24 protein-coding genes are annotated in these 25590 nt (G+C 70.4%); 11 read left to right on the top strand and 13 right to left on the bottom strand.

From position 1 onward, the window contains the following. Positions 1 to 61: 61 nt before the first annotated feature. The 4 genes from OG207_RS42490 to OG207_RS42475 all read left to right on the top strand — a co-directional run bounded on the left by OG207_RS42490 (position 62) and on the right by OG207_RS42475 (position 4962). Complete coding sequence (locus OG207_RS42490) at positions 62 to 2011, top strand: RICIN domain-containing protein (RefSeq protein WP_329106936.1); 1950 nt, start codon at positions 62 to 64, stop codon at positions 2009 to 2011. A 60-nt stretch (positions 2012 to 2071) separates the two neighbouring features. Continuing rightward, positions 2072 to 3022: a DUF916 domain-containing protein gene (locus OG207_RS42485; protein WP_329106934.1), complete on the top strand. Its 951-nt coding sequence runs from the start codon at positions 2072 to 2074 to the stop codon at positions 3020 to 3022. A 285-nt stretch (positions 3023 to 3307) separates the two neighbouring features. Next, complete coding sequence (locus OG207_RS42480) at positions 3308 to 4090, top strand: calcium-binding protein (protein WP_329106932.1); 783 nt, start codon at positions 3308 to 3310, stop codon at positions 4088 to 4090. 89 nt (positions 4091 to 4179) lie between these two features. Continuing rightward, positions 4180 to 4962: a calcium-binding protein gene (locus tag OG207_RS42475; RefSeq protein WP_329106930.1), complete on the top strand. Its 783-nt coding sequence runs from the start codon at positions 4180 to 4182 to the stop codon at positions 4960 to 4962. Between the two features lie 75 nt (positions 4963 to 5037). On the opposite strand, the gene OG207_RS42470 is transcribed toward OG207_RS42475, so the two are convergent. The 3 genes from OG207_RS42470 to OG207_RS42460 form a co-directional block, all read right to left on the bottom strand. Then, positions 5038 to 7377 carry a M4 family metallopeptidase gene (locus OG207_RS42470; protein WP_329106928.1) on the bottom strand — a complete coding sequence of 780 codons (2340 nt, stop codon included), beginning with the start codon at positions 7375 to 7377 and terminating at the stop codon, positions 5038 to 5040. A gap of 344 nt (positions 7378 to 7721) precedes the next feature. Then, positions 7722 to 8963, bottom strand: a complete 1242-nt coding sequence (locus OG207_RS42465) for an SLC13 family permease (protein WP_329106926.1) — start codon at positions 8961 to 8963, stop codon at positions 7722 to 7724. Continuing rightward, entirely contained in the window at positions 8960 to 10201 is a 1242-nt protein-coding gene (locus tag OG207_RS42460) for a CaiB/BaiF CoA transferase family protein (RefSeq protein ID WP_329106924.1), read from the bottom strand. Before OG207_RS42460 ends, OG207_RS42465 begins: the two co-directional genes overlap by 4 nt. A 197-nt stretch (positions 10202 to 10398) precedes the next feature. Here OG207_RS42460 and OG207_RS42455 point away from each other — a divergent pair, with 197 nt between their 5' ends. Continuing rightward, complete coding sequence (locus OG207_RS42455; RefSeq protein WP_329106921.1) at positions 10399 to 10971, top strand: MaoC family dehydratase; 573 nt, start codon at positions 10399 to 10401, stop codon at positions 10969 to 10971. A gap of 139 nt (positions 10972 to 11110) precedes the next feature. Here the strand turns inward: OG207_RS42455 and OG207_RS42450 are convergent, their stop codons facing one another. From OG207_RS42450 to OG207_RS42435, 4 genes are all read right to left on the bottom strand, one after another. Continuing rightward, positions 11111 to 11938 (bottom strand): HpcH/HpaI aldolase/citrate lyase family protein, encoded by an 828-nt coding sequence (locus tag OG207_RS42450; RefSeq protein WP_329106919.1) that lies wholly within the window; start codon positions 11936 to 11938, stop codon positions 11111 to 11113. Further along, positions 11938 to 12468: an ATP-binding protein gene (locus tag OG207_RS42445; protein ID WP_329106917.1), complete on the bottom strand. Its 531-nt coding sequence runs from the start codon at positions 12466 to 12468 to the stop codon at positions 11938 to 11940. The genes OG207_RS42450 and OG207_RS42445 overlap by 1 nt, the downstream gene beginning before the upstream one ends. A 104-nt stretch (positions 12469 to 12572) precedes the next feature. Continuing rightward, positions 12573 to 13466 carry a LysR family transcriptional regulator gene (locus OG207_RS42440; protein ID WP_329106915.1) on the bottom strand — a complete coding sequence of 298 codons (894 nt, stop codon included), beginning with the start codon at positions 13464 to 13466 and terminating at the stop codon, positions 12573 to 12575. Between the two features lie 60 nt (positions 13467 to 13526). Then, a complete protein-coding gene (locus tag OG207_RS42435) occupies positions 13527 to 14468 on the bottom strand; it encodes a helix-turn-helix transcriptional regulator (protein ID WP_329106913.1) in 942 nt (313 codons plus the stop codon). A gap of 145 nt (positions 14469 to 14613) precedes the next feature. Here OG207_RS42435 and OG207_RS42430 point away from each other — a divergent pair, with 145 nt between their 5' ends. Further along, positions 14614 to 15249, top strand: coding sequence for a YbhB/YbcL family Raf kinase inhibitor-like protein (locus OG207_RS42430; protein WP_329106911.1), 636 nt, complete (start codon positions 14614 to 14616; stop codon positions 15247 to 15249). 148 nt (positions 15250 to 15397) lie between these two features. Here OG207_RS42430 and OG207_RS42425 read toward each other — a convergent pair whose 3' ends face one another. From OG207_RS42425 to OG207_RS42410, 4 genes are all read right to left on the bottom strand, one after another. Then, entirely contained in the window at positions 15398 to 15754 is a 357-nt protein-coding gene (locus OG207_RS42425) for a tyrosine-type recombinase/integrase (RefSeq protein WP_329108268.1), read from the bottom strand. 167 nt (positions 15755 to 15921) lie between these two features. After that, positions 15922 to 16329: a hypothetical protein gene (locus OG207_RS42420; RefSeq protein WP_329106909.1), complete on the bottom strand. Its 408-nt coding sequence runs from the start codon at positions 16327 to 16329 to the stop codon at positions 15922 to 15924. 600 nt (positions 16330 to 16929) lie between these two features. Further along, on the bottom strand, positions 16930 to 18453 hold the full coding sequence (locus OG207_RS42415) for a flotillin family protein (RefSeq protein ID WP_329106907.1): 1524 nt from the start codon (positions 18451 to 18453) through the stop codon (positions 16930 to 16932). An 87-nt stretch (positions 18454 to 18540) separates the two neighbouring features. Continuing rightward, a complete protein-coding gene (locus OG207_RS42410; RefSeq protein ID WP_329106905.1) occupies positions 18541 to 19050 on the bottom strand; it encodes a hypothetical protein in 510 nt (169 codons plus the stop codon). Between the two features lie 273 nt (positions 19051 to 19323). On the opposite strand from OG207_RS42410, the gene OG207_RS42405 reads away from it, so the two are divergent. Beyond that, positions 19324 to 21225, top strand: a complete 1902-nt coding sequence (locus OG207_RS42405; protein WP_329106903.1) for a potassium channel family protein — start codon at positions 19324 to 19326, stop codon at positions 21223 to 21225. 102 nt (positions 21226 to 21327) lie between these two features. Next, a complete protein-coding gene (locus OG207_RS42400; RefSeq protein WP_329106900.1) occupies positions 21328 to 21504 on the top strand; it encodes a hypothetical protein in 177 nt (58 codons plus the stop codon). Between the two features lie 297 nt (positions 21505 to 21801). Here OG207_RS42400 and OG207_RS42395 read toward each other — a convergent pair whose 3' ends face one another. Together OG207_RS42395 and OG207_RS42390 are read right to left on the bottom strand one after the other, a co-directional pair. Continuing rightward, positions 21802 to 22011 carry a hypothetical protein gene (locus tag OG207_RS42395; protein WP_329106899.1) on the bottom strand — a complete coding sequence of 70 codons (210 nt, stop codon included), beginning with the start codon at positions 22009 to 22011 and terminating at the stop codon, positions 21802 to 21804. Between the two features lie 2 nt (positions 22012 to 22013). Then, complete coding sequence (locus OG207_RS42390) at positions 22014 to 22334, bottom strand: hypothetical protein (RefSeq protein WP_329106897.1); 321 nt, start codon at positions 22332 to 22334, stop codon at positions 22014 to 22016. Positions 22335 to 22538: 204 nt separating this feature from the next. Here OG207_RS42390 and OG207_RS42385 point away from each other — a divergent pair, with 204 nt between their 5' ends. Genes OG207_RS42385 through OG207_RS42375 form a run of 3 tightly spaced genes read left to right on the top strand, consistent with a single transcriptional unit; the run spans position 22539 to position 25559 of the window. Beyond that, positions 22539 to 23810: a cation:proton antiporter gene (locus OG207_RS42385; protein ID WP_329106895.1), complete on the top strand. Its 1272-nt coding sequence runs from the start codon at positions 22539 to 22541 to the stop codon at positions 23808 to 23810. Continuing rightward, positions 23797 to 24264: a CBS domain-containing protein gene (locus tag OG207_RS42380; protein ID WP_329106893.1), complete on the top strand. Its 468-nt coding sequence runs from the start codon at positions 23797 to 23799 to the stop codon at positions 24262 to 24264. The genes OG207_RS42385 and OG207_RS42380 overlap by 14 nt, the downstream gene beginning before the upstream one ends. Beyond that, positions 24261 to 25559: an ArsB/NhaD family transporter gene (locus tag OG207_RS42375; RefSeq protein WP_329106891.1), complete on the top strand. Its 1299-nt coding sequence runs from the start codon at positions 24261 to 24263 to the stop codon at positions 25557 to 25559. Before OG207_RS42380 ends, OG207_RS42375 begins: the two co-directional genes overlap by 4 nt. The last annotated feature ends 31 nt before the right edge of the window (positions 25560 to 25590 follow it).

Below are 25590 nucleotides of genomic sequence, written 5' to 3'. Positions count from 1 at the left end.
GGGGGGCGGGACTCCCTATGTGCCAGGTGCCGGCGTGCGCGCGGTGACATCAAGGATCTGCATGCGAAGAGTGAGATCCGTCCTCGTCGGCCTGAGCCTGCTCCTCCCCGTTCTGGGTGGGGCGCCGACGGCGCTGGCGGCGCCCGTCACCACCGAACCCGGCACCCAGTTCCCGGACACCGCGGGACAAGGGGTGCAGGCGCACGGTGGCGGCGTACTCAAAGTCGACGACTACTACTACTGGTTCGGTGAGGACCGCGGCGACGACAACAAGTTCCGTTACGTCTCCGCGTACCGCTCCAAGGACCTGAAGAACTGGGAGCCCCGCGGCCACGTCCTGACGCAGGAGGCCGACCCGGAGATACGTTCCGCCGTGATCGAGCGGCCCAAGGTCCTCTACAACGAGAAGACCAAACAGTTCGTCATGTGGATGCACAAAGAGGCCGACGCCTCCTACGCCGAGGCCCGCGCCGCCGTGGCGGTGTCCTCCACGATCGACGGCCCCTACACCTGGAAGGGATCCTTCCGGCCGAAGGACGCCTCCGGCGCCGAGCACATGTCCCGCGACATCACCGTGTACGAGGACAAGGCCGCCGGCAAGGCCTACATGATCTCCTCGGCCAACTACAACGCCGACCTGCACATCTACGAGCTCAGCGACGACTACACACAGGTGAAGGACCTGGTGGCGAACCCCTGGCCGGGCCAGCACCGCGAGTCACCGGCCCTGTTCAAGCGCGGTGACGTCTACTTCATGCTCACCTCCGGGACCAGCTACTGGGACCCCAACCAGCAGAAGTACGCCACCGCCACCAGCCTGGCGGGACCGTGGTCGCCCATGAAGGACGTCGGAAGCCACAACGGCCACCACTCGCAGACGGCGTTCGTCCTGCCCGTGGAAGGCAGCGACACCACCTCCTTCCTCTACATGGGAGACCGCTGGGCGGGCGTGTGGTCCGACCCGAAGCACGTCAACGACTCCACGTACGTGTGGCTCCCGCTGGCGTTCCCCACGGCCACGACCATGATCCTTCCGTGGTACCCCCAGGTCTCGATCGACACCGCGACGGGCCGGATATCCGGCTCCGGAGGGGACCCCCGGACGATCACCAACAAGGGGAGCGGCGCCTGCGCCGCCGTGCCCGGCAGCTCCTCCGACAACCAGGTGCCGGTGACCCAGGAGACCTGCGCCGCCGGCACCCTGAACAGCCAGTGGCGGTTCACCGACAACAGCAATGGCTACGTGCGCGTCCTCGCCCAGCACAGCGGCAAGTGCCTGGACGTGGCGGACGAGTCGACCGCCGACGGCGCTGAGGTCAAGCAGTACGACTGCGGCTGGAAGGACAACCAGCGCTGGCGCTTCGAGACCCTCCCCGACGGGTACGTGCGCATCGTCGCCAAGCACAGCAGCAAGTGCCTCGCCGTCCGGGGCGGATCCACGACGGCCGGCGCCGGGATCGTCCAGTCCGCGTGCGACGGCTCGCCCGGCCAGGCCTGGAAGGTCTCCGCCGCAGGCGGTCCGGCCGACCCGGCCGACCCGGCCGACCCGCCGGCCCCCGGTACGGCCGAACGGCAGCTCACCGCGTCGGTCGGAGCCGGTGTACTGACCATGGCCACCACCGCGGACCCCGTCCGGCTCCCCCCTGTCGACTTCGGTACCGGCGGCACCTCGGCCGGACAGCTGGGCACCGTCACCGTGAAGGACTTCCGCGGCGGCACGGCCGGCTGGTCACTCACCGGCAAGGTCACCGACTTCGCCGGACCGCGCGGGAAGGTCGAGGCCAACCGGCTCACGTGGACGCCCGTCTGCTCCACCGGAAGCGGCAGCCCCAGCACGTGCGCCGCGGGCAGCCCGGGCGTCGTCGGAACGGACGGCGCGACCCTGGCCTCTGCCGCCGCAGGTGACGTGACGGGCGGGGAGTTCACCGCCGACGCCACCGTGTCCCTCGACATCCCGAAGTACACCCCCGTCGGCAGCTACACCGGCATCCTCTCCCTCACCCTCCTCTGACAGCGCCCGCGGGCCGGACGTCACGCGTCCGGCCCGCGGCGCCAGGAAAGCCGACGAGCCATGCGCACCGCCTTCATTACCCTGCTCCTTCTCCTCCTGACGAGCCTCTCCCCCACACCGGCCGGGGCGGCGGACAATGGCGAATGGTCGGTCAGGCCCGCGGACTCCACGATCACCCCGCGGGCGGCCTTCGAACTGCCGGCAAGGCCCGGCACGACGCTCACCGACCGCGCGGTCGTCACCAACACCACAGCCGCGGAGCTGACGTTCCGCCTCTACGTCGCGGACGCCCACAACACAGAACGCGACGGCGGACTGGCCGTACGCGGCATCGAGGAGACCCAACGGGACGTCGGTGCCTGGGGAAAGCCCGAGCACGACACCGTCACGGTGCCGGCCCGCTCGGCGGTGACGATCGGCATCACCCTCACCGTCCCCCGCGACGCCCCGCCCGGCGACCACGTGGGCGCCCTCGTCGCGGTCGACACCCGCGTTCGGCCTGCCGACGGCTCCCACCTCGGCGTCCAGCGCGGTGTCGGAGCCAGGATCTATCTGCGCGTCGAGGGGCCGCGGCAACCCGGCCTGGCCGTGGAGGACGTACGGTTCACAGCGCGGAGCCCGCAGATACCGTGGACCGGCACCCGCGAATCGACCGTCTCCTACACCGTGCACAACACGGGAAACGTGAAGCTCACCCCCACGGTCTCCTTCCGCACCGGCGGCGTGGTCGTGGGAGGGCCCGGCGAACGGCGGCTCGCCAACGTACCGGCCGAACTGCTCCCGGGGCAGAAGGTCCGACTCACCGAGACCTGGGCGGGAGCCCCCTTCGCGGGCTGGGGGCAGGTCACCGTCACGGCGAGCGCGGACGACGTCCGCGGTTCGGGAACCGACGGCTTCCTGAAGGCCCCGTGGCTCTTCGCGGCGTGCCTGGCGCTCCTGTCGGCCGCCTGGTTGCTGCTCCGCCGCCGGCGCAGGGCCGCCCGCGCGGCAGGCGCCGCCGCTCGCGGCTGATGCCCACGGGATCGAGCCGACTTTGGCCGAAGCCCGTTCTTCATGAGATCCGCTCTCTACGGATCGGCGCAGGTCGAGACCCAGACGGGCGCGGGGACGGATGAGGGGCTGCTTGACACCGATCCCTCGAACCCTCAGTCTCATCCCGATCCAACGTTTGATTCTGTTCGTACACGTTGAATCATGATTGCTGCTCGCGTGGTCGACGCCTGCCCACGTCGTTCTCATGCCCTGGCGGGCGCTCAGGCCATCCGATCTACCCGAACGCTCTCCAGGAGGTAGACCATGGACAAGGCGTTACCCCGCACCATCGCCTGCGTGACCGCCGCCCTCGGCCTCACACTGGCCCTCGCCGGCCCGGCGGCCGCGACGCCCGGCGTGCCTGCACCCGAGGCATCGGCGGACGCAACGCTGGTGATCAGGACCGGCACGTCCGTCACGGTGACGGCCGCCGTGGGACTGAGCAACACCATCTCGGTGTGGCAGGTCGGCGACACCATCCGGGTCAGGGACACCGGAGACACCGTGACCGCTCTGGGCGGGTGCAGGGCGGTCAGCGCCAACGAGGCCGACTGCCCGGGGGCCGGCAGCCTGACCGAGCTCGTCGTCCACGCCGGTGACCAGGCCGACGACGTCACGTCGTTCCTGGAGAGCCTGGGGGTGACCCTCATCGGTGGCGCGGGGGACGACAGCCTCTACGGCGGCGGCGCCAACGACACCCTGGAAGGCGACGAGGGCGCCAACTTCCTCTCGGGGGGGAACGGCAACGACACGCTCACCGGCTCCAGCGGCCGTGACCGCCTCTTCGGCGGCCCGGGCAACGACTCGATCGAGGGTCGGGGCGGCGCCGACATCGTCAACGCGGGCGCCGGGAACGACGTGGTGAGCGGCGGCAGCGGCAACGACCAGGTGATCGCGGGAACCGGAAACGACTTCGTCGACGGCGGCCCGGGCTGGGACACCCTCGACGCCGTCGACGAGGTCGGCGGCAACGACTACGTGCGTGGCGGCGACGAGAGCGACACCTGCCGCGCCGACCTGGGCGACAGCGTCACCGAATGCCCGTGACCGGCCCGCGGGTGCGGCCACTGCCGCACCCGCCCACGATGCACGTGCCCACGACGAACGCGTACCGACGACGAGGGAGACACACGAACATGGCAGTGCGACACATCTGCGCGTTACTCACCGCGGGAGCACTTCTGTGCGCCGCGTCGGCCGGCACCGTCGCCTCGGCGGCACCACTCGCCTCGGCGTCGCGCGACCTCGCGGGCGCCACGGTGGTCGAGATGTCCGGTGGCACCCTGCTCGTCACCGCCGGTCAGGGGGTGGACAACGACATCACCATCCGCCGCCAGGGCGACATCGTCCTCGTCTCGGACACCACTGCCGAGGTACATGCCTCGGCCCCCTGCGAAGCCCGGGCACCGGGCACCGTGGCGTGCCCGCTCCCCACGGACGTACAGGCCCGCGGCCAGGACGGCGACGACACCATCACGGTCTCCCCCAACCTCGACGCCCCGGCCACCCTCTACGGAGGCAGCGGCAAGGACCGGCTCAACGGCGGCCCGCACGCCGACCGCCTCGTCGGCGACGAACCGGCCGGAGTCACCGGCCTGACGGCAGCGACCCCCGGCAACGACACCATCAACGGGGGCCCGGGCAATGACACCATCTTCGGCCTTGGAGGCAACGACACCATCAGCGGCGGGCCGGGGAACGACACCCTCAACGGGAACGAGGGCAACGACACCCTGAACGGCGACACCGGCAACGACACGCTGACGGGCGAGGGAGGCAACGACACCCTGAACGGTGGGGAGGGCAGCGACACCCTCGTCGCCGCCGACGGCGTCAACGCCAACGACAGCCTCGACGGCGGGCCCGCATTCGACTCCTGCACCCGCGACACAGGCGACGCGATGGTCAACTGCCCCTGACGAAAAGGCCTGTGTGCGCCTCCGCAGGAGCGGAGGCGCACACAGGCCTGTACGGGACCCGTCGCTTCGCGGGACTCAGGGATGGATATGGAGAGCAGTATCGTCGATCACGAAATAGGTCGGGGCGGCCAGGTCCTCCCTGGCGTTGAACGCCAAGGTCCCGAACTTCCCCTCGAAGTCACCGAGTTCGACGGTCCGCCGGACATAGTCGGCGCTCGCGTCCAGGTTCGAGAACGTCGCCGGACTCGCGCCGTTCACCTGGACCGTCAGCTTGTCGTACGGGACGGTCGTGGTCTCCTCCCTGGTGACGACCCGCAGCCAGAAGCTGATCGTGGCCCGGCAGCCGTACGGGATGAAGGCGGTCTGGGTGAGGGTGTCGGTCACCGAGCTCCCGTGGCCCCCGAGCAGGGCCTTCCACGAGCCCGTGCGCGCGGGGAGCCAGGAGTTGTCGGCAGTGATCAACGACGAGTTGCTGTTGGCCTTCCAGGCTTTCGGCCCCTCCTCGAAGCCGGCGTTGTCGAGCAGTTGTGTCGTGGTGCAGTTGCCGGGGGTGTAGACGAGCCAGGAGAACGAGACCACGTCGACGGCTCCGGTCGAGTCCGCCGCCGTGAGGGTGACGGCCGAGCTGCCGTCCGTGGTCGGCGTGCCGGTGATCGCGCCGGTCGAGGCGTCGAGGGCCAGGCCGGCGGGCAGGGTGGTGGCCGCGTAGGTCAGGGTGGCTCCCGGGTTGCCGGTGGTGGCCCGGATCCGGAGGTCGACCGCCGCGGTGGTCGTGGAGACCTGGTTGCCGGGGCTGGTCAGCGTGACGCCCTGGAGCATGCGGGGGCCGACATTGACGGCCGCCCAGGCGTTCCCGACGTTGTTGTAGACGACGCCGTCCTTCCCGTACAGGTCGGCGGCGGCCTCCAACGTGGCGGTGCGCGCGCCCGCGTAGTCGGTGGTCGACGTCATGTAGGTCGTCAGCGCCCGGTACCAGATCTTCGCGGCGACGTCGCGGCCGATCGGATTGACCGGCTTGCCGTCGTGGGTCGGCGAGTCGTAGGTGACGCCGTTGACGAGCTTGGCACCACTGCCCTCGGAGGCCAGGTAGAACCAGTGGTTGGCGGGACCCGACGAGTGGTGGACGTCGATCCGGGAGATGCCCGGATACCAGTGGTCGGCGGAGTCCCCGTCCTTGGAGGGCCGGTCCATGTGGCGCAGCGGCGTGCCGTCGCCATTGATGTCGATCTTCTCGCCCTCCAGGTAGTCGCCCGGGTCGGACGGGTTTTCCGCCCAGAACTCCACCACGGCTCCGAAGATGTCGGACGTGGCCTCGTTGAGCCCGCCCGACTCCCCGCTGTAGCGCAGACCTGCCGTGAAGGACGTGATGCCGTGCGTCATCTCGTGCGCGGCCACGTCGATCGAGGTGAGGGGGTGGGTGTTGTAGGCGCCGTCACCGTAGGTCATGCAGAAGCACTGGTCCCACCAGTAGGCGTTCGAGTACGCGTTCCCGAAGTGGACCCGGCTGTGGGCGGAGACCCCGTCGTTCCTGATGCCGTTGCGGCCGTGGATGTCCTTGAAGTAGTCCCAGGTCAGCTGGGCACCGTAGTGGGCGTCCACCGCGGCCGACTGGCGGTCGCCGGGGCTGCCGTCGCTCCAGACGTCGTCGGCGTCGGTGAAGAGCGTGCCGGGCGCGTCGTCGTCGGGGGCGTGTCCCAGGTCGGTGGTCCTGTTGCCGCCGCGGGTGTCGTCCTTGAGGACGTAGCTTCCGGTGGATCCCGAGGTACCGAGGGTGACCTGGCCACCGTACTGGCCGTGGCCGGTGCCGTTCTTGACGGCCTGGTACGCGAAGATCTCGACGCCCGTCCTCACGTCGGTGACGACATGCAGTTCCGAGGGCGTGCCGTCGCGCTGGAGGCCGCCGACGACCGTCTCCCAGGCCAGCGTGGGGCTACCGGAAGCCGCCCAGACGACCTTGCGCACGGATTGGGCTGCGGGGTCCTTCGTACCGTCGGTCCTCGCCCGGCCGAGGGCGAAGGACACCGCGGAGTCGGCGGTCACGCCGGCCATGGTGGAGGGCACGGCGATGGGGGCGCCCGCCGCCTTGGTGACGCCCTTGACGGCTCCTCCCGGCGCGGTGTGGACCACCAGGTCACCACCGAGCACGGGCAGTTGGGCGAACGTGCGGTCGTAGCGCGTGTGCAGCGTGCCGTCCGCGTCCTTGAGGACCGACGTGGGCACCAGGTCCTCCTGCCCGCCCAGGCCCAACGCCTTCGCCACGGCTGACCGGCCCGCACGGGCACCGGCGAGGAGGGCCGCGTTCTCGTCCGGGGTCTGCCGGACGTTCGCGGCGCCCACCTTGGGCGGGTCGGTGCCGGGCTGCTTGGCCGCCGTCGTGCCGGCCGCGGCCGCGGAGGGAAGGCCGGTGGCGAGCACGGCGGCGCTGCATAAGAGGGCACCCGTTCTCACTGCCCTGTGGAGGGTTCGTTTCACTGTGACTCCCGGTGCGGGGGCCGGCGTTCGCCGGCCGAAGCGGTCCGGGCGGACCTGTTCGAATCCGCCCGGCGGAGCTGATCTCACAGTTCGGGGCGCGTCCTACCGCGATGCTGGCCACACGCTTGCGGCCGACGCCCGCGTAGCGCCGGAGGGGAATGTTAACGTAAACATGTCGGCTCGGCCAAGGCCGCCGGACTCTCACCGCTTCCCCGCGCTCGGGTCGCCGGATGCGCACCGGCCCTCCGGGCGGGGAACACACCTCGTCCGGAGGGCAGGTCTGCCCGTCAGATCACCACGAAGGCGAGCCAGGCCGCGCCCGGGGCGATCGCGCACACGCCCGCGCCCCAGCGCAGCAGGTTGCGGTACGTGTCCGAGCGCAGTTGTTCAGGCGCGTTGGCGACCACCAGGGCTCCGTTGGTGGAGAAGGGACTCGCGTCAACGATCGTCGAGGCCGAGGCGAGTGCGACGACCAGACCCGTGGTCGTGATGGAGCCCGAGGCGAGAAACGGTGTTGCGAGCGGCATGAGAGCACCCAGGATGCCGGTGGTGGAGGCGAAGGCCGACACGACGCCCCCGACGTAGCAGATCAGCAGAGCGGCCATGAGCGGAGCGCCCACTGCGGCGATCGTCTCCCCGAGGGAGTCGACGACCCCGAGACTCTGCAGCAGGGCGATGTAGGTGACGATCCCGCAGACGAGCAGCACGACGGGCCAGGCGATCTCCTTCGCGGCCCGCTGGGCGGTGGCACGGAAGGCGGTCGCCAGGGCCGCGGCCAGGGTGAGCGCGAACAGGCCCGTGTCCAGGGAGAGGACGGTGGTTCCGAGCACCAGGAGCACCATCGCCAGCAGGGTTGCGCCCTGTTCGGCGTTCAGGACGGGCGAGGTCGCCGCCGCGGCGTCGGCGTCCTTCGCGGGCATGGCCACCGCTCGGCGCTGGCGGCCGAAGACCAGCCAGGTGACGAACGCGGCTGCCAGGTTGATGGCGAAGGTGCCTCCGAAGAGCGCCGCCCCGTCGACGTGCAGGTCGTTCGCGGCGAGGGACGAGTGCACGATGCCGCCCAGGATTCCGGTGGGCGCGAAGCTGCCCGCGGCGGCCCCGTTGACGGCCATCAGCCCGGCGTACAGCGGGCTCATCCCGTGGCGCACGGCGAAGGTGATGCCGATGGGCGCCACGATCGCGACCGCCGCCGGGGAGGCGGCACCGGTGGCGCACAGCAGTGTGGCGAGCAGGAACAGGACCCATGGCACGACCTCCACCCGGTGGCCGGCGGCACGGACCGCCGAGTGGACCATCCAGTCCACCGTGCCGTTGGCGCGGGCCATGCCGAACAGGAAGGTCACGGCGACGAGTACGACGAACATCTCGGCCGGGAATCCTGCCAGCACCTCCTTGGCGGGGTGCCCGAGCCACACGACGCCGAGCAGGAAGGTGGCGGTCAGGGCGAGGACGCCCATGTTGAGGCCGGTGACGGAGGCCAGGACGAAGACGACGGCGAGGACCAGCACGCCGATCAGTTCCGTGTTCATGACGTTCCTCCGTCGGGTGCGTGCTCAAGGGGCGTGTCGATCCAGGCGAGGACCGCGTCGGTGTGCTCGCCCAGGGCGGGTACGGGACGGAGCCGGGCGGGGGTGCGTCCGCCCACGGTGACGGGAGGGACGAGACCGAGCAGTTCCCCGACGGGGCTGTCGAAGGGGGCCCAGCGGCCACGGGCCCGGAGCTGCTCGTGCGCGCTGAACTCCTGCACGGTGCGCTGCCCCGCGTGCGCGATGCGGGCGCCGTCCAGCCTGTCGACGAGCTCCGCGGCGCTCAGCGCCAGGGTGGTCTCCCGTACGACGGCGTCGAGTTCGGCCCGGTGGACGACCCGGTCGGCGTTGCCCCCGAACCGCGCGTCGTCGCTCAGGTGGGGCCGGTCGAGCACGGCCTCGCAGAACGCGGCCCACTCGTGGTCGTTCTGGAGACCGAGGATCACGCTCTGACCGTCACGCGTGGGGAACGGCCCGTAGGGTGCGATCGTGGCGTGGCTGGCTCCGGTACGGGCGGGAGCGGTCCCGCCGTAGCGGGTGAAGTACTCGGCGTACCCCATCCACTCGCCGAGCGCCTCCAGCATGGAGACTTCCAGCCGGATGCCCCGGCCGCTACGGGTCCGTTCCAGGAGCGCCGTGAGGATGCCGGAGTACGCGTACATGCCGGCGCAGATGTCGGCGATGGACAGGCCCACCTTGGACGGGGTCTCGGGGGTTCCGGTGATGGCGAGGAGCCCGGCCTCGGCCTGCACGAGCAGGTCGTACGCCTTGCGCTCACGGTACGGGCCGGTTCCGCCGTATCCCGAGATGTCGCAGGTGATCAACTCGGGTCTTTCACCGGCGAGCCGCTCGCTGCCGATGCCGAGGCGGTCGGCGGCGCCCGGGGCGAGGTTCTGCACGAGGACGTCGGCCCGGTCGACGAGGGCGCGCAGCCGCCGGTTGCCCTCGGGCGACCGTACGTCGAGCTGGACGCTCTCCTTGCCCCGGTTGAGCCACACGAAGTGGCTGGACATACCGCGCACCGTACGGTCGTAGCCGCGGGCCAGGTCGCCGGTACCGGGCCTTTCGATCTTGATGACACGGGCGCCGAGATCGGCCAGCTGACGGGTGGCGAACGGCGCCGCGACGGCCTGTTCGAGCGAGACGACGACGAGACCGGCGAGCGGTCCGCAGACTGATGCACCGTCAGGTTCATTGCTCCGTCCGGCGGCTGGGCGGTGCGGGGGATGCGGCTCGGACATAGGGGCCCTCCGGGGCAGTCGGGATGTGTGGGGACACCCTTCCGCCGCCCGCGGGCCGCTGTGAAATGACGAGATGACCACCGCCCGATGCGTGGCGCGCATGGCACGAGGAGGCGGCTCGGCCATGCGTGTGGCACATGGGCCGGTGCACATCCCGTCATTTCACAAGCCGCCCTCGACGTTCCGAGGATGAGGTCATGACGAACGAGAAGCACAGCCGCCCCGACCAGGACCGCGCCCCCGTAGAGGGCTGGCAGGGTCGCTATTTCGAGGACTTCGCGGTGGGAGACGTGTACCGGCATCCGCTCGGACGGACCGTGCTGGAGACGGACAACTCGTGGATGACCCTGCTCACGCAGAACACCGCGCCGCTGCACTTCGACCGGCACTACTCGGCACAGACGGTATGGGGCCGCCCCCTGGTGGACTCCACCTTCACCCTGGCCCTGGTGACCGGGCAGAGCGTCACCGACATCTCCCAGCATGTGATGGCCAACCTGGGATGGGACCGGGTCCGCCTGCCGAACCCGGTCTTCGAGGGCGACACGATCTACTCGCAGTCGGAAGTCCTGACCGCACGAACCTCCTCCAGCAGGCCCGACGTCGGCATCGTCAGCGTGCGTACGATCGGCTTCAACCAGGACGGCGTCATCGTCATCACCTTCGAACGGACGCTCATGGTGTACCGGCGCGGCCACGGGCCGTCGTTCGCCGACGTGCGGCCCGTGTGGGACGAACGCTCCAGGGCGGCGGCGGGCCTGGAGAACTGACCGGGGCCGCCACGAACGCGGGTGCTTCGGCCCGCTTCCCCCATGGCACAGGGACCCGCCGGCCTCCTCGCAGGCCGGCGGGTCCCTGTACGACCAACGAACGGCGGCCGGCAGCGCACCCGCCGACGGCCGCAGCGCCCTACCCGTCCACCGCTGCCGCGAACTCCAGCAGGTCGCGGGCGTGGTCCAGGCGAGGCCGGTCGATCATCTCGCCGTCCACCCGGACCGCGGCGCCGTCACTGTGCGCGGCCTGTTCCAGCACCCGGCGGGCCCAGGCGATCTGTTCGGGAGCCGGGCTGTAGGCGGCGTTCACGACGGCTGTCTGCGCCGGGTGGATGCAGAGCTTGCCGGTGAATCCGCCGGCCCGGCTCGCGAGCGCCTCGGCGCGTACCGCGGCGATGTCGTCCAGGTGCATGGCAGGGCCGTCTACGGGGCCGCGCAGTCCGGCCGCGCGACTCGCGATGACCAGCCGAGTCCGGCAATACGCCCACGCCTCGGGCGCGTCGCCCAGACCGGTCTCCCGGCGAAAGTCGGCGACACCGAAGGCGAGGGCGAAGGTGGCCCTCTCGCGGGCGATGGCGAAGGCGTTCTCCATGCCGAGCGAGGTCTCCACCAGGGCGACGACGGGTGTACCGGCCGGCAGGAGGGCCGCCGTCGAAGCCACGTGCTCGGCGTGCTCGGCCTTCGGCAGCATCACCCCGGCGAAGGCGGGCAGGCCGGCGACGGCTTCCAGATCATCACGCCAGTGCTCGCTGGTGCGGTCGTTGATCCTCACCCAGACCGGTGCGTCCACGGCGCCGGGGCGGGTGAGGTGGTGGCGGGCGAGCGCTTTGCGGCAGGGGGCGACGGCGTCTTCGAGGTCCAGGACGACGGCGTCCGCCCCCGGCCGGTCCCTGCGTGGGTATCGATCGGGACGGTCAGCCGGGGTGAACAGCCACGAGCGGGCGTACCGGGGAGCAAGGGCCATCACGTCCCCCCGTGGGGAGCGGGCGGGGTGAGGCGCAGGTCGGCCCGGACCATGTGCCACTGGCCGGACGTCGTGATCCGGAGGCGATCGGCGAGGTGGTCGACGATGGTGAGCCCCCGCCCGCACTCCCCGGCCGGACGGGCCGTGGAACCGGCCGCTCGCGCCCACGGAAGGGCGCCACCATCGCGTACGTCGATGCGGAGCGTCACCCCTTCCAGGGACAGCCGAACGGCGAGCTCCGCGCCCCCGTACTGAGCGGCGTTCGCACCGAGTTCGCCGACGATCAGGAGGGCCGACTCGCGGTCGCAAGCGGCCACGCCCCAGAAGGCCAGCAGGGACGAGGTGAAGTGCCGCACCTCGCGGACCATGTTCTTCTCGGCCGCTACGAAGACCGCTCCCAGCAGGGGCGCGGTCCGCTGCGGCTCCGGTACGGAAACCGTCTCGGCTGCACCGGGTCCAGGAGCCGGGTCCCGCGTCGGGTACCGGTTTCCACACGACCGCACAGGGACGGTGGTGGCATCAATGTTCATAGGACGATCCTCGGACCGGGAATCAGCCCTGTGAAATGACGCTTCTCATGCCGTTCGATGCACTGCGCGCATGTGGCCAGGTCACTGGCCCAAGGCCGGATCCCTCAGCCTTCGGAGGCCTGCGCGGTGGAGCGGATGTAGTAGTGGAACCGCGCCGCGACCGCGGCGCGCGGACCGCCTGCCTGCGCGATCACCCCGATGGTCCGGAAGGCCCCCGGGTCCGCCAAGGGGACGGAGACGGCGCCTGCGGGGTGAGCGGACGCGTCACCGGTGGCGGGCACCACGGCCACGCCGAGTCCGGATGACACCAGCGAGCGGAGCGTGCTGAGTTCGGTGCACTCCATGACGATCCGCGCGGTGAAGCCGGCCGCCTCGCACAGTTTGTCCGCGACTTGGCGCAGGCCGAACTCCGGCTGAAGCGCGAGGAAGTCCTCCGCGGCCAGCTCAGCCAGCCGTACCCGGTGGTGGGAGGCGAGACGGTGGCCCACGGGCACGAGAAGGGACAGCGGCTCGTTCTGCAGCGGCGTCCAGCGCAAGGTGGTGTCGGCGGGACGGGGACTGGTGATGCCGAGGTCCAGCCTGCCTTGCCGCACCCCGTCGACGACGGCGTCCGCGGCGCTGCCGCGCAGCTCGAAAGTGGTCGCCGGTGCGATCGCGTGGTACCCGGCGAGGAGTGCGGGGACCAGCCAGGTCCCGTAGGAGTGGAGAAAGCCGAGGGTGATGGTCCCGGTGTCGGGATCGATCAGGGTGGCGATGCGCTGTTCCGCGCGGTCCATCTCGCTGATGGCACGTACCGCGTGCGCCCGGAACACCTCACCGTACTTGTTGAGGTGGAGCCGGTTCTGCTTGCGGTCGAACAACGCCACCCCCATCCGCTTCTCCAGGCGGGCGAGCGCACGGGAGAGGGTGGGCTGGGCGATGTTGAGTCGTTCGGCCGCGGAGGTCACGTGCTCGCACTCGGCGAGAGCCACGAACCACTGCAACTCTCTGATCTCCATGGAACCACCCTACGTGTGGTGCGTGATCCCGCCACGGTGCCGTCGGCGGCACGGGCACGGTCACCGCCGGCCGGGCCGCAGGCGGGGAGCCGGCCCGGGCTGCGCGCTGCCACCGGGCAGCTCGGGGTGCCGGGCCTGGGCAGCAGGCAGAGCGTGCAGACCGGGACCGCCGAGGGTGCCGGCGCGATCGGCCATCAGCCTGCGCAGACACGTCTCGGCCGCCGTGTCGGCCGGTGTGAGGACGATGAGGCACTGCCCGGCCCCGTCCAGGGTGGCCAGTGTGTCGTAATGGACGGTCAGTTCGCCGACCGAGGGATGCCTGATCCGTTTGGTGCCATGAGCGCGCTGTCTGACTGTGTGGTCGTCCCACCAGAGGGCGAACTCCCTGCCGGTAGAGCGCAGTTCCCCGATCACTTCCAGCAGCCGCGGTTCGTCGGGGTGGCGTGCGAGCGTGGCGCGCAGGTTGCCCACCGTCTCGCGGGCCACCCGGGCCCAGTCCAGCTGCATCTCCCGCATGCGGGGCGACAGGAACAGCATCCGGGCCACGTTGTCCGCGACGCCGGAGCCGAAGTCCTCGCCGAACAGCGCGGCCGCGGCACTGTTGTGGGCCAGTACGTCGAACCTGAAGTCGACGAGGTAGGCGGGCAGGAGCGGCATTCCTTCCATCAGGGCGCGCAGCGACTCGCTCACCGGCAGGCACTCGGGGCGGGGCACCGGCGCCTCGCCGCGGGCGATCACGTGCAGGTGGCGGCGTTCGGCGGGCGACAGCCGCAGCGCCTGGGCGAGGGCGTCGAGCACCGCGGTCCCGGGCTCGCTCGCCCGCCCCTGCTCCAGCCGGACGTACCACTCGACGCTGACGGCGGCCAGCTGGGCGACCTCCTGGCGCCGCAGACCCGGTGTGCGGCGACGTCCCTGGACCGGCAGTCCCACGTCGTCCGGCTGCAGCCGCGCCCGCATCGCCCGCAGGAACTGCGCCAGCTCCTCGTTGCGCCCCGTTCGCATGTGCACCACACCTCATCATCGCCCCGCAACGCGGCCCCCTGTCCACAGCAGAGAGTGGTACGGCGCATACCAGCATCCAGAGGGCCTTCCCCCACTGTCCGCCCGGTCCGGACCATCGGTCCACCACCGAGATTCAGGAGGACCGATGAAGAAGTCCCTGCGCACGGGCGTGGCAGCGGCCGTCGCCGCCGGTGCCGCGCCGGCCACCGGTGTGGCCCTGACCGCTTCCGGAGAACCCGAGCCCACCACGCCCTCGACCGATCGCCCGGGCTACGGATACACCAAGATCCGCAGGGGCGTACCCGACTCCGCCGAACGCTTCACGGTGACCAGCCCCGACGTGCGCGACGGCGAGGCGCTCCCCGCCGACACCTGGGCCGACGCCTTCGGCTGCACCGGCGACAACCGGCAGCCCCGGCTGTCGTGGAGTGGCGCTCCGCAGGCCACCCGCAGCTACGCGATCACCATGTTCGACCCCGACGCGCCCACCGGAGCCGGATTCTGGCACTGGCTCGTCTGGGACATCCCCGCCGGTCACACCGGCGTGGACACCCAGCTGCCGGCCGATGCGATCACCGGAATTGGAGACTCCGGAAAGGCCGGCTACCTGGGGCCCTGCCCGCCCGGTGGCGACCTCACCCACCACTACGAGATCTCCGTGTATGCACTCGACGTACCCACGCTCGGCCTACCCGCGTCCACGCCGCCGACCGTTGCCGCGTTCACCATGTCCGGCCACATCCTCGGATACGCGCGGATCACCGGCACGGCCCGCCGCTAGCCTGTTTTGCACCCCCGAGCTGACTCCCGTGCTGGTTCGGTGCTGACTACGCAGCGTTGAACTCGGTCATTCACGGGCGGACCGAACCCTTTGCGTTGCCCGTCCGGCGATACGGCCGACTGGGCGAGACCGGTCGCGCCACTGGGCGTCAAGCCGCTTGGGCCACGGCCTCAACCTCGAGTGGCAGGCTCAGCTCGGTTTCACGCGTGAAGACCGAATCCATCAGGGCCCTCAGCCGTCCCGGGGTGTCCGGCATCACGTGCGCGTACGTCTCGTGGGTGATGCGTGGATCCCGGTGCCCGAGCCACTCGGCCATATCCGTCACCGGTACCCCCTTGGACAGTCCCGCCGAAGCGAAGAAGTGACGCAGCCAGTGCGAGGTGATTTTCCTTGTGATGCCCGCGCTCTGCTCGGCTCTACGCCACAGCCGGTCGACGAGCGAGTACATGAGCATGTTGGTGCCCCCGACATTCGAGAAGAGGTAGTCGCCCGGAAGTCGATTCACCGCATCGCCGACGCACAACGTTCCAAAACACGTCCGAACGACGAGTGCGCTGCGCGCAGGTACTCGCCGATACGGTGATCTGCACGGGGTTCAGGGCGGCTGTGCTGATGCCTTCGCGGTGGTCTGGTGACCAGAGGCGGCCTTCTGGTGTCCACGCAGACGGAACGTCAGCTTTGTGGCGGCACGCCGGACCCGTCGCTGTGGGCCAGGCGGGCGAGGACCTTGGCGTACACCGTGGTTGCCGCTGCGGTGACAGTCGCTATGGACGCCAGCGCGAGGATTCCCATCAGCGCGGGCCACTGCCGCAGCTCATCGCTTCGGCAGACTCTGTCCTGAGGCGACGGATCGCCGAGCGGCCCCTGGCACACAGCGTGGGTCCCCTTGTATGAGGACACCTCGGGGCCGTAGTCGGCGACCATGAGGAAGATGAAGCATCCCCAGATCAGCATGGCGAGGAGCATCCAGGCGATCGACCAACCCTCGATGCGGCGCGCGTCCCGGGCCCTCTTCTCAGCCCTCTCTGGTGCGGTGTCTTCAGGAACAGACACTTCCAGAGGTGACTCATCGGCTTCCATTCGTCCCCCTCCTGCTTTCAGTTAACGATCATCAGTTCATCACAGCCTGATCGCGCACCCTGGACTGACGTCCCCAGAAGTCGTGGCCGGACCTGCGTCTTTGCAATGGGGAGCGCAGCTCCGCAAACGCGAGGCAAGCAGGGGATCGCCGCCTCACGGACCGGAGGGATGTAGGGGCTGTGGAACGCGGGAAGAACGTGCTCCACCGTTCCAAGACGCTCGGCAGCTCTCGGGGCCACGCACCGGCCGATTGGCCGCTCAAGGCTCGGGCGGGCTGGTGGGCAGCGGGGCCGGCCAGGGTGTGGGGGTGCTCGCCGGTGGTGGCCACGAGTATTCGTATCGTGGCGGACTCCATGTGGGCGCGGGCTCCGGTGCGAAGGGGCCTGCCCGGTTCGCCATGAGGCATCATCGTCCCGGCGAAAAGCAGGGAGACGATGATCAGGGTGAGTCCGATGGGGTTGCGCGGGTTGTAGTAGTACCTCTGGGTGCCCCACTTGCTTCGTTTGAAAACCGGCTCACGGTCGTAGTTCACCTGGCATCCCCCTCGCTTCGCGCTCGCGTCTTGGGGCCCGCTCTCAGCGGGCCCCAAGGATGTGTGAGCTAGCCGGCGATTTCGATCTTGCCGTTGGATGAGTTGGGCTCGGGCATGGCGGACGTCTTGGCGGTGGTCAGGCCGCCCAGGAGTTGGGCGAGGTCGACGCCTGTGGTGGAGGAGAGAAGTTCCATGCCCTGGGCGACGTTGTCGGTGACGGTGCGGGAGAGTTTGCTCGCGCCGTCGGTGGAGATGACGGTCATCTTGTCGATGGCGGACAGCGGTTCGGCGGCCTTGGCCACGACTTGGGGCAGTGCCTCGACCATCATCTGGATCATTGCGGCGTCGCCGTAGCTCTCGAAGGCGTCGGCCTTCTTCTGCATCGCCTCGGCCTCGGCCGCGCCCTTGGCCGCGATCGCCGCCGCCTCCGCGTCGCCCTCAAGGCGGACCGCGTCGGCGATGGCCGCACGGCGGGCGCGTTCGGCCTCACCGCGCTTGGCGCCCTCGATGGCCTCGGCCTCGGCAAGGGCGGAGCGGCGCTGCTTCTCGCCCTCACCCGTCAGGCGGGCCCGCTCGGCCTCCGCCTGGGCGGCGGCGATGGCGGCGAGGCGCTCGGCCTCGGCCTGCTTCACACGGGCCACCCGCAACGCTTCGGCCTCCTGCTCCGCCTGGTAGCGGCGGGCATCGGCGGGCTTGCGGACCTGGGTGTCGAGCTGGCGGTCAGTCAGTGCCGCCTGGCGTTCAGCGACCTTCTCCTGCTCGGCCAGGATCTGCTGCTGCCGGTCCGCGTCGGCGAGCGGGCCTGCCGCGTTGGCCTGGGCGGTCGCCGCGTCGGTCTCGGCCTTGATCTCGGCCTGGCGCAGGTACAGGGTGCGCTGGGCGACGGCGATTTCCTCCTCGGCTTTCAGGCGGGCCTGTTCGGCGGCCTGGCGGGAGTTGGCCTCGGCGATGTCGGCTTCCTGCTTGGCGCGGGCGGCCTCGGGACGGCCGAGGTCCTCCAGGTAGGAGCCTTCGGTGGTGATGTCCTGGATCTGGAAGGCGTCCAGGACGAGGCCCTGGCCGGAGAGGCTGGCCTCGGCCTCCTCCGCGACCTGCCCGGCGAAGGCGGCCCGGTCGCGGATGATGTCCTCGACCGACATCCGGCCGACGATGGCCCGCAGGGCGCCGGAGAGCACTTCCTGGGTGAAGCCGACGATTCCGTCCTGCTGCTGGAGGAAACGCTGGGCGGCGGCGCGGATGGCGTCCTCGTTGCCGCCGACCTTGACGATCGCCACGCCTTCGAGGTTCGCCTTGATGCCGCGCAGCGTGACCGCTCCGCGCACGGCTATCGGAATGTGCCGGCTGGACAGGTCGAGGGTGTAGCGCTGCTGGACGAACGGGACGACGAACACCCCGCCACCGACCACGACCTTCTGACCGGTGTTATCGGTCGATATCCGCCCGGTCTCCGGATCGGTGGACCGCTTGCCCCGGCGCCCGGTAATGATGAACGCCTCGCTGGGTCCGGCAACCTTGTAGCGGGTGACGACAACGAGGGCGAGCAGGACGAGGAGTACGACGACTCCCACGACCGCGGTGACAACAGGACTCATGGTGGTTCCCCCCTGCCTCCCGGAAGGGGGCAGACTCAAGGGTTGATGGAAAGAGGATCGGAAGGTGGAAGGCTCTGGTGGTGCTGCTCAGCGCTTGACGGCGCGGACGTTGACCGAGGTCGTGGACGGCGTGGCCGTCACCCAGATCTCGGCCCCCCGCTCTATCGGGGCGTCGGCGGTCGCGGCGTACTTCAGCGGCTGGCCGCCGAACGACAGCAGTACCTCGCCGTAGCCGTCGGCCGGGATGGCGGTGACCACCCGGCCCGCCGAACCGACGAGGTCCGCATGGTGCGGGGCGCTGCCGTCGCCGTCCCGTTGCAGGGCCCGGCTGAAGCGGTATGTCGCCCAGCCTGTGCCTGCTCCGGCCACGGCCCCCGCGGCGGCTGCCGCTCCCGGCCCGAGACCCGTGGACCCCAGCACGATCGCCCCCGTGAAACCGAGCATCGAGACGAAGCCCGCGACCACCGGCAGCGACAGCCACCCGTCGAACAGTCCGTCCAGGACGCCGTCGAAGACACCTTCGAGGACCCCGTCGAACACCAGTGAGGCAGCGAGCAGCACGAGCCCCCCGATGCCGAGACTCAGAAACAAGCCCATGAGCACCCCCGCTGTCGCACCGCTGTCCTCCCTGGACAACGGCATCGTGGCAGTTGGGAAGGGCCGCGCACATTGCCAGACTCCGGCAATCTTTACGCCTCTTTGACGCACGTGGTCGAGGTTACGGAGGCCGGGGGCCCGCTTGTCAGCCGGCCGCGGGCTCCGCTTGGAGCGTCGTAGCCGGAAAGGGGGCGCACGTGGGTGCTGGGTACAAGGCATCCTGGGGCCGTGTCGAATTCCTTGCAGGCTCAACTCCCTCTTCCCGCTGGTCAGATGGTTGTCTGTGGCGATGACGGTCTGGCCCGTCGGCTGGCCGCCGAGCTGCGCGACGTGTACCGGGAGCAGGTGACGCTCGTGGTGCCGGCGGGCGTGCACGCGCCGCACGGGGCTGTCGGCCGCTGGAGCGTACGGAGTCTCGGACTGCGCGGGCGCGTACCTGGCAGCAGGCAGGCAGGGCGGGCCGAGGCAGAGCGCGTCGGTAGCCGGGATCTGCGTGTCGTGGAGGCGGCGGAGCCGGATGAGGAGGCGCTGGTCATGGCGGGGGTGGCCGGGGCGGCCGCGCTGGCGCTGGTGTACGAGGATGACGACACAAACCTACGGGCCGCGCTCGTGGCTCGTCGGCTCAACCCGCGGCTGCGGCTGGTCATCCGTCTGTACAACCGCAAGCTCGGTCAGCACCTGGAGGAGTTGCTGGACCAGGCGGCGGTCGTCGCCGAGCCGGGTATCGACCTGCGCGAGCTGGACTCGTCGACGACCGTCCTTTCGGACGCGGACACCGCCGCGCCGGCGCTCGCTGCCAGCGCGATCGCCGGGACCAGCAAGGTCATCCAGGCCGACGGCCTGCTGCTGCGTGCGGTGGAGCGTACGCCTCCGGGGCGGGGCGAGGTGGCCGATCCGGGCCTGTGCACCCTGGCGCTGCTGTCCGCGACCGCCGCCGATCCGGCCGGAAGCGAAGGTTCGGACCGCAGTGGTGACCAGGGGCCGCAACTGCTGCCCGACGACCGGTCGGTGGCCGCCGCGACCGGCCGCGGCATCGTTGCGCTCGAGGCGATGACGCATGCGGGTCCGGCCGTGGCGGGGCGGCGCCTGGCCGCGGCGTCGCTGCCGGTGGCGTCACTCTTCTCGCGGCGGCTGCGCTGGTCGCTGGCCGGCATCGTGGCTGCGGTGGCAGGCCTGGCGGTGGCGGCCTGGCTGACCACCGGCGACCATCCCCTGCACGCCGCGTACATCACCCTGCTCGACATCTTCGCGATCAACGACCCGGCGGTCGACGAGGCTCCCGAGCGCAAGACGTTGCAGATCCTGGCCGGCTTCGTCGGCCTGCTGCTCCTGCCTGTGCTGGTCGCGGCCGCGCTGGAGGGCTTGGGGGCGTTCCGCAGCGCGACGGCGCTGCGCCGTCCGCCCCGCGGACTTTCCGGGCATGTGGTCCTGTTGGGGCTCGGCAAGATCGGGGCCCGGGTCCTGGTCCGGCTGCGGGAGTTGGAGATCCCGGTGGTGTGCGTCGAGTCCGACCCGGAGGCCCGCGGTCTCGCGCTGGCCCGCCGCATGAGGGTGCCCGTCGTTCTGGGGGACGTCACCGAGGAGGGCGTGCTGGAGGCCGCCCGGATCCACCGCGCCCACGCGCTCCTGGCCCTCACCAGCGCCGACACCACCAACCTGGAGGCCGCCCTGTACGCGCGCGCGGTCAGGCCGGACCTCCGGGTCGTCATGCGACTGTTCGAGGACGACTTCGCCACGGCCGTCTACCGCACGCTGCGCGCCGCGCACCCGGCCGCCCTCACCCGCAGTCGCAGCGTCACGCACCTGGCCGCGCCCGCCTTCGCCGGCGCCATGATGGGCCGGCAGATTCTCGGTGCCATCCCGGTGGAGCGGCGCGTGCTTCTCTTCGCGGCCCTGGACGTCGCCGGGCACCCGCAGCTGGATGGCCGTACCGTCGCCGAATCCTTTAGGCCGGGGTCCTGGCGGGTGATCGCCCTGGACAGCGCTTCGCCGGAGGAACGGCTACCGGACCTGTCGTCCACGCCCGGCGAAGCGGCCGAACCCCACGCCCGTCTGGTGTGGGACCTCCACCCGGGCTTCGTCCTCAAGGCACAGGACCGGGTCGTCCTCGCCGCCACACGCCGGGGGCTGGCCGAGCTCCTCGGCCGCCAGGACGTCCACGCCTCGGGCTCCTGACCGGGACAGCTGCGGTGGAACCTGCGGCCGGTGGCCCTGTACCGTGCGCCCGGGCCGTGGGAGCCTGGTGGTTCGACTCTCTCCCTACCAGGAGCACTCCCCATGCCTCGCCCTTCCCGAACCGGGCGTCCCTCGCCGCTGTTCGCCTTCGGCGCCGTGCTGACCGCAGCCGGAGCCGCGATGTACGCGCTGCCGGAGTACAGCCGTGCGCTCCTCGCTCTGTGCGCCTTCGCCGCGGCGGCCGCGGCGGCCGTGTGGATCTCCGCCGAGCAGCGGTGACCGGTTTGCGCCGCACGTGATCCGGCAGGGGCCGCGGCACGCGCACTCGCCTGGTCGCGGCGTACGAAGGGGGCGTAGACGGCAGGACGGATGCGGGGGTGTGAAGTCATGCGGCAGCGCCGGATCAGGGTGGCGGCCGCGTTGAAGTGGATGCGGACCTGCAAGGACGGCCGCCTCGATGCGCAGGGTCTGACCGCGCCCACAGCCCGGCTCCTCAGCAGGCTCTCCATACCTCGCGTCGGGTGGGCACGAAGGCCCCTCGCCGCAGGTTCCTCCGCTCGGCTCCACGCCGGGCGGTCAGGGGCTCTTGCGGGTCGTCCCCAGCATCGCGAGCCCGGTGAGCAGCAGGGAGAGCCCGATGACCAGGAAGGGGAAGCCGGGGCCGGGAAGGACGTATAGGGCGACGCCGGCCAGGGTGGTGGGCGTTCCTGCGATCACCATGGCGATCGCCAGGCGGCGCTCGGTGATGTTGCGGCGCGCCCACGCCGTGATGCTGCGACCGCCCATGGTCAGGCCACCTGCTTGGTGCCGGCTCGCCGCGCCGTGCGCTCGGCCTGGATGAAGCAGCCGACAGCGGCCGCGATGAGGACGAAGCCGAGGACCGTGCAGGCCATCACGGCATCCGCAGATGCGTCCAGCATTCGGGGGACGGCGTTGAGCGGCATGAGGGTGTAGAGGGCGAGGACGGCCCAGGCGTAGGGGCGGGCGGCCGGTCGCCGCCCTCGCAGGACGCGTGGCGTCCAGCCGGTGAGGATCGCCACGGGGATGGGCAGCGCGAGCAGTGTGCCGGCCGCGAGGGCGATCGCGTGGTAGGTGGGGTTGCCGTTCATCGGTACCTTCCTGGATCGGACGCCCACGATAGACGGTGTTTCGGTGGCACGTTCATGCCGGAGTCCGGCAACCTTCCGGTTCGCTCAACTGCTGTCAGGGAATCGTCAAAGAGGCGTATGGAACCTGTAAAGTCCGCCGTGGTGTGCCGGGAAGTCTGGTCGGCGATGGGGATAGCTCTCTTCGCGGATCGGGGTTTTGACGTCATGGTGCTCGTCGCTGTTTTTGGTGTGGCGCTGCTGGTCGCCGTGCTGCTGTCCGGCCTCGCGGCCAGGACTGTTCTGTCAACCTCGCTGCTGTTCCTGCTGGGCGGGGCGCTGGTCAGTGACGGATTTCTCGGACTGATCCACATCACGGCCGGCAGTGAGATCGTCTCGGTGACTGCCGATCTGGCGCTGTTCGCGGTGTTGTTCACCGACGGGATGCACGTCTCGTTCCCGAAGCTGCGGCAGAACTGGAGGAACCCGGCCCGTGCGCTGGGGCTGGGCATGCCGCTGGCCATGGCCGGCATGGCGGTGATCACCCACTATCTGGTCGGGCTGGACTGGACGACGTCGTTCCTCGTCGGTGCTGTGCTCGCGCCGACCGACCCGGTCTTCGCCTCCGCGATCGTGGGCCGTAAGGAAGTGCCCGCCAGGCTGCGGCAGCTGCTGAACGTGGAGAGCGGTATCAACGACGGCCTCGCGCTGCCCGTCGTTCTGCTCCTCATCGCCGCGGCCGGCCCCACTTCCGGCCAGGCGGATGCCTCCGTCGGCGAGATCGCCCTCGAGCTCGGGCTCGGTCTGGTCTTCGGGGCTGTGCTGCCGCTGCTGGTGGCGGGCCTGGTTCGGCTGCGGCTGCTGGGCGCCGAGCCGAAGCTCCAGCCGCTGCTGCCACTGGCCACCGGGATCATCCTGTACGCGTTGTGCCACCTCACCCATGCCAACCCCTACCTGGCGGCGTTCTCCGCCGGCGCCGTCCTGGCGTCCGTCTCGCCCGAGGCGAAGACGGTGTTCGAGCCGCTGGGCGAGATGCTCGCGGAGCTGGCCAAGTTCGCGGCCCTCCTCGTCTTCGGCGCGCTGCTCACCCCGGCGCTGTTCGGGGACCTGTCGGTGGGCGGTTACGCGGCCGTGGTGCTGGCGATCGTGCTGATCCGCCCCGCCTCCCTGCTGGTTTCCCTGCTGGGGGCGCGGATCGAGCGGCGGGAGAAGCTGGTCGCCGCTTGGTTCGGGCCCAAGGGCTTCGCGTCCGTCGTCTACGGCCTGCTCGTGCTCCAGGCTGGCATCCCTCAGGGCGAACAGGCGTACACGCTGATCGCGGTCTGCATCGCCTTCTCGATCATCGCCCACTCCAGCACCGACGTGCCGATCGCCCGCCTCTTCGACGTGGAAGACCTGGCAGGCATCCCCACTGACGACGACCACGCCCCAAAGCCGACCGCCCCCGTTCCCGCGCTGAGCAGTGCACCCGACCAGGAGAAGCGCCATGATCGCCCGTGATCTCGCCGAGCCCTATCCACATGTGACCACCGATGACCCGGCCGTGGACGCGGTCCGTCTGCTCGCCGAGCACGACCTCGCCGCGCTCCTGGTCCTGGACTCCGACGGGACGCCGTACGCGGTGGTGCCCGGGTCCCAGCTGGTTCGGCAGCTGGTGCCCGAGTACGTCATGGAGGACCCGCTGCTCGCAGCCGTCATCGACGACCGGTACGCCGACGGCCTCACCGAGGACCTGGCCGGCAAGAGCGTGGCCGAGTGGATCCCGCGGCGGACGTTCAAACCGGCCTTCGTCGGCCCGGAGGCCGGGGCTCTTCAGATCGCAGCCCTCATGGCGCGTAGCCACGTCCCGCTGGTGGCCGTCGTCGACCGCGACGACGACGGACGCCGGTTGGTGGGGGTGGTCTCGGCCGCCTCTTTGATGCGCCATCTGCTCGACGTGGGAGGCAAGGCGTGAGCGGCTGGCAGAGCTGGGCCGCGATCGCCGTCTTCGCGGGCGTCTACGTCCTGATCATCACCGAGTGGATCCACCGCGTCGCCGCGGCCCTCGGTGGCGCGGCCCTGATGCTCGCCATCGGCGCCACGGACGACAAGGCCGCCTTCCACTCGGACAAGACCGGCATCGACTGGAACGTCATCTTCCTGCTGCTCGGCATGATCATGATCGTCGGCGTCCTGAAGCGGACCGGTCTCTTTGAGTACCTGGCCATCTGGTCGGTGAAGAAGGCGAAAGCCAAACCGTTCCGGGTGATGGCCATGCTGGTCGTCATCACCGCCGTGGCTTCCGCCCTGCTGGACAACGTCACCACCGTGCTCCTCGTCGCGCCGGTGACGCTCCTGGTCTGCGACCGGCTGAAGCTGTCGCCGATTCCGTTCCTGCTCGCCGAGGTGTTCGCGTCCAACATCGGCGGAACCGCCACCCTCGTCGGCGACCCGCCCAACATCATCATCGCCAGCCGGGCCGGCCTCACCTTCAACGACTTCCTCGTTCACCTCGCCCCGCTGGCCGCGGTCCTGACCCTCGTCCTCGTGCTGCTCTGCCGACTCATGTTCGCCAAGCACTTCGTCTTCGACGAGCAGCGCGCCGCCGAAATCATGAAGCTGCGCGAACGCGAGGCGATCAAGGAGCCCCGGCTGCTCATTCAGGGTCTGGGCGTCCTGACCCTGGTCGTCGCCGGGTTCGTCCTGCACCCCGTGCTGCACTACGAACCCAGCGTCGTCGCGCTCCTGGGTGCCGGTCTGCTGATCGCGATCTCCAAGGTCGAGACCGGCGAGGTGCTCGGCGAGGTCGAATGGCCGACCCTCGCCTTCTTCGCGGGCCTGTTCGTCATGGTCGGCGCCCTCATCGAGACCGGCGTCATCGGCGAGCTCGCGAGTTCCCTCGCGGGCATCATCGGCGGAGCCCAACTGGGCGGCACCATGCTCCTGCTGGGCGGCTCGGCCGTGCTGTCGGGGATCGTGGACAACATCCCCTACGTCGCCACCATGGCGCCCATCACCAGCGAACTCGTCACCGACATGGGCGGTGACCCCGACCACGTCATGTGGTGGGCCCTCGCCCTGGGCGCCGACCTCGGCGGCAACGCCACCGCCATCGGCGCCTCCGCCAACGTCGTCGTCCTCGGCATCGCCGAACGCAACCGCCACCCCATCAGCTTCTGGCAGTTCACCAAGTACGGCCTCGTCGTCACCGCCGTCACCATCGCCATCTCGGCCGTCTACCTGTGGCTGCGCTACTTCGCCCTGGCGTGAGAACCGACCGCCCCTTCCACTGGGAAGGCGA

Origin of the sequence: Streptomyces sp. NBC_01439 (assembly GCF_036227605.1) — a bacterium.
Taxonomy (GTDB): Bacteria; Actinomycetota; Actinomycetes; order Streptomycetales; family Streptomycetaceae; genus Streptomyces.
Note: the sequence above shows the minus strand (reverse complement) of the source record. Positions and strands in the feature narration are given on the sequence as shown.